General features: G+C 41.8%; 5 protein-coding genes. All 5 read right to left on the reverse strand.

Going from position 1 to position 4,112, the window contains the following annotated elements; genetic code table 11:
• On the reverse strand, positions 1-632 hold a 632-nt coding region (locus AABK37_RS40745; protein ID WP_432557071.1), incomplete at its 3' end, for a hypothetical protein.
• A gap of 104 nt (positions 633-736) precedes the next feature.
• Positions 737-1,021 (reverse strand): helix-turn-helix domain-containing protein, encoded by a 285-nt coding sequence (locus tag AABK37_RS40750; protein WP_432557072.1) that lies wholly within the window; start codon positions 1,019-1,021, stop codon positions 737-739.
• Positions 1,014-1,325: a hypothetical protein gene (locus tag AABK37_RS40755; RefSeq protein WP_432557073.1), complete on the reverse strand. Its 312-nt coding sequence runs from the start codon at positions 1,323-1,325 to the stop codon at positions 1,014-1,016. The genes AABK37_RS40750 and AABK37_RS40755 overlap by 8 nt, the downstream gene beginning before the upstream one ends.
• Before the next feature lie 119 nt (positions 1,326-1,444).
• Positions 1,445-1,837, reverse strand: coding sequence for a hypothetical protein (locus AABK37_RS40760; protein WP_432557074.1), 393 nt, complete (start codon positions 1,835-1,837; stop codon positions 1,445-1,447).
• 96 nt (positions 1,838-1,933) lie between these two features.
• The gene (locus tag AABK37_RS40765; RefSeq protein ID WP_432557075.1) at positions 1,934-4,003 is read right to left on the reverse strand and encodes a type I restriction enzyme subunit R domain-containing protein; all 2,070 of its coding nucleotides are present in this window, start codon (positions 4,001-4,003) and stop codon (positions 1,934-1,936) included.
• Between the last annotated feature and the right edge of the window lie 109 nt (positions 4,004-4,112).

A 4,112-nucleotide genomic window follows, 5' to 3' on the forward strand; every position in this document is an offset into this window, starting at 1 on the left:
TCCCTGGTCAGTTTTTCCACTTGTTCGGTTAATGGTTTGACAGACTCAGAAACCACATTTTTAACTGCCGCAGCCAGAGTACCATTTTCCTTAGTGGCATTTACTAATGCTGCTTTAAATGCCCCCTGAATAGAATCAGAGCGTTTTGCATCTAAGAGTTGGCGTAATGAAGAGAGAAAGCGACCAACAACAGAAGTTTCTCTGGCGGGATCAATTTCGTGTGTAAGCAAAGTGCTGACATTATTCAGTTTTTCAGTCAGGACGGCTGAAGTCAAATTAATTTGATTTTGCAGTGGAGCTAATAATTGACCATTATCTGTCCCTACTTGATTAACTAATTCCTGCCCAAAAGACTCAGCAATTATTTTGACTGCCTGCTGAAACTCCACCAATAAAGATTCCATCTGCTGCTTAATTAATTCATTGCCATGACGGGTTTGAGGAGTTTGCAAGCACAGAAATCCTAACTCAAAAGCATCCAGGCAAATATCCTCGTATTCTGACTGGGGAAATTGTTGTAAGTAGCTGATGGCATTTTTGAGAGGGATTGCCATGCGATAAATCAGGACATGGTTTTCTGTTAATTCAATACTGGAAGGCAGGTAATAGGAGTCATTGGTGGAGCGATTCATGAACAGTAAGTAGGCTGGTGACTATAAATTGCACCCTACTACCTATTTTTTATCTCGGTCAAGGTGATGGAGAAAAGTTTTGTCAATTTGCAAAAACTGAAGAATTAATTCGGGTGTTGAGGATTATGCCACTGTGACAACAGAGGGTTAATTACTTCGGCGTTAGCAAAAAGAAAATCAGCCACAGCCATAATTCTCTGGTAAGGTAATCCAGCTTCTCTTTGGCTTTTTTGTCCACCCAACCAGTGATAAGCCGTCGATTTAGAGATGGCACAGATTTTTGCTAATTCTTCGTAACCCAATCCCCAACGATAGCTAAAATCTTGGGGAGACATAAACATTTGGTTGTGCAGTTCTAGCAACTGTTGATGTTGTTGCGCTTCAGACATGATTGCCCTGAAGCCTTTCCAAGGATGAGTTATCCAGGGGTTCGATATCTTCCTCGAAAGCGAAGTCGCAGCTACAGGTGTCACGAGAGGGACTGCGCTCATCTAAAAGAACCAAGTAATGTAAGCCAGTGGCAATGCAACTGGCTTGTTGGGTGTAGATAACTCCGATGACACGACCAAAATCACCGTTGGGTACTTGAAACCATCGCACCCATTCACCGAGATGAAATTTTTGCTGAGGGAATTCGCTGGGAATTCCCTCTGGTAAGGCTACTGGCGGTATTTGGGGAAACAGATCGGGCATAGTAATCTTTTTAGGTGCAAATTGACCAGCAACGGTAAAAGTCAACAATAATTCTGATAAATAATATTAAAGTTTTACCTTGCCAAATGGCAATAAAAACTTGCCATTTGGCAAGTGGTCTATTTAGCAGGATTTCTGCGTGGCTTTTGGTGATATACATCCCGCAGCTTTTGCAGATACTCTGGTTCAGTTTGGATTGCTGTCCAGATGTGGTGTGCCAATGCTAGGCGCTGTTTATGTTTCTCGCTTGGTATCCTCTGGTCAACGCCTTGGGAAAACCAGTGATTAACGGTTGTTAGTGAGCAGTCACAGATAAAAGCCAGTTCTTCTCGTGACACATCCCAATGTCTCAGAAACTCGTCGAGTTCCATTTGATAATCTTTTAAGGGTTGTAGATATGAATTCAATACATCCCAGTGTCTCTGAGTTGGAATTTTTGGAGCAATACCCATAACTATCCTGATTGCCAAATGGCAAATGATTAAGGCAATCATATTCCATTTAACATTCATCGCTGAGAATTTTCATTAGCACAACAGATTATCTAGGGCGTTTTTTCACACTCGTTACACCCTAAAAAATAGGCATCGCTGTATATTTGGAAATTTTTAGTTGCTAGTAAGACGCTGATATACTTCTGAAACTAGCCAATCTGAAACTATTTTTTGAAAATCACGGTCATTCATATAACGTGCAAAAATTGCCTCATTTTGATCTACTCGCTCAACAAACAGAGAATCTAACATTTGCTTGAAAAGTAAGGCGAATTTGTCAGCAGAGTTTACCCGTGCTGCCTGTTTTAATTCTTTGTAATTGGCAGCGGTTTCCACAAGTTGATCAAAAAATAATTGATCGGCTTGGTTAAAATCAGTACCAAAACGATTGTTGATAATATCAATTAGTTGTGATAGTTTGACCGTATCTCCACGGTCAATGCCCGTGCCGACATCCTTTGGGCCATCTAATGGACGAGTATTACCTTTTCTTAACTCGATTGAGCCTTCACTAATTTTCTGGAGGCGGTAATACTCTAGCTGAATTTCGCTATCAAAATCGTACTGTATTTCATTGGAGCGGCGTGGCAGTTTGGATGATAGGTGACGCAAAAAAATATACAGCCGTTCTAAATCAGAGTCTTGGTAGGGGATTATCTGGCTCAAGAAAGCGTAAAGGTTACGAAAGGCTGTCAGCTTTTTGCGCCAAATTTTAACTGCTTCTAGTTGCTCATTATGCAAAACACAAAAGCGGTCAACGGCTGGGTCAAGTGCTGCATTCATCGCTTGATGGTCAGATATGCTCTGACGCTGTTTCGGTTTAAAGTAAATTTCACAAAAGCGTTCAACTTCCTCGTGCAAATAGATTCCTAAAGCATCAAGTTCGCTCTGGAGTTGGTACAGTTGTTGAGGGTCTGCTTCTATTCCTAATTCTGCCCCTTCATAGAACTGCTGGAATGCTTGGCGAATTTCTTCCCTGTCGTTAACAAAGTCCAGAATAAATGTATCTTCTTTGAGTAGGTGAATGCGGTTAAGGCGAGAAAGGGTCTGTACTGCTTGAATTCCTCCTAATTTCCTGTCAACATACATGGTATGTAGCAAGGGTTGATCAAAACCAGTTTGATATTTTTCGGCTACGAGTAAAACCTGAAATTCGCTGCTAGCAAATCGTTCTGGTACTTCTTTCTCCCGAATGCCTTTATTCATCTCCTCTTCAGTGTAAGTTTTGTCTTTAATCTTGTCGTCTGTGACTATACCGGAAAAGGCAACCAGGGTTTTGATTGGATAGCCTTTTTCTTTGATGTATTTGTCAAAACTCTGTTTGTAGCGCACTGCATCTATGCGAGAGCTAGTTACTACCATTGCTTTTGCTCGACCACCAATTTTATGCCGGGTAAAGGTGTTAAAGTGTTCGACTATTACTTCTGTTTTCTGGGCAATATTATGGGGGTGTAGGCGCATGAAACGAGCTAGGGAACGGGCAGCGTTTTTGCGTTCTACATTGGGGTCATTTTTAGTGGCTTTATTGAGGTTAAAGTAGACTTTATAAGTAGTATAATTCCGCAAGACATCCATGATAAAGCCTTCTTCAATGGCTTGACGCATGATGTAGCGATGAAAAGCTTTTCCTTGACGACCAAAGAATTTTAGAGTTTCATGTTTTGGTGTGGCAGTAAAAGCGAAAAAACTCAGGTTAGACTGATGGGAACGTTTGACTAGGCTGCGGAAAAGTTCTTCTAAATGTTCTAGTCCTTCTTCCAGGGCGCGGTTACGTGCTGCTGCTTGCAGTGATTCCCCGCCAAGTACCCCTTTTAACTCAGTTACGGTTTCGCCTGACTGGGAACCGTGAGCTTCATCAATAATCACAGCACAACGACGGGTAGGCAAAACACCGCTGCTTTGTTCGTTACGTTCCTCCGCCAGCTTGACCAACTGGTGACTGACAAAGGGAAATTTCTGTAAAGTAGTGATGATGATGGGAACGGCATTTTCTAAGGCTTGTGCCAACTGTCGAGAGTTTTCGTCAATTTTCTCAACTACGCCTTGACGATGCTCAAATTGATAAATGGTATCTTGTAATTGCTGGTCAAGTACACGACGATCGCTAATTACAATTACACTATCAAAAACACGCTGGTTTTGGTTGTTGTATAAAGAAGCAAGGCGATGAGTCAGCCAGCCTATGGTGTTACTGCTATATAAAACCTAGACAAGTCTAGACATTTACTTCTTTCTTCACAGGGAGCATGGAAGCGGTTATCCCTCGGAAAGCATTCACGCCTTAGCCAGACGC

The sequence above is a fragment of the Tolypothrix sp. VBCCA 56010 genome, from assembly GCF_050875635.1.
Lineage (GTDB): Bacteria > Cyanobacteriota > Cyanobacteriia > Cyanobacteriales > Nostocaceae > Hassallia.

Excerpts from the sequence above, each read along its gene's own strand:
- AABK37_RS40750 (WP_432557072.1), bottom strand. The coding sequence starts at position 1,021 with ATGTCTGAAGCGCAACAACATCAACAGTTGCTAGAACTGCACAACCAA.
- AABK37_RS40755 (WP_432557073.1), bottom strand. The coding sequence starts at position 1,325 with ATGCCCGATCTGTTTCCCCAAATACCGCCAGTAGCCTTACCAGAGGGA.
- AABK37_RS40760 (WP_432557074.1), bottom strand. The coding sequence starts at position 1,837 with ATGAATGTTAAATGGAATATGATTGCCTTAATCATTTGCCATTTGGCA.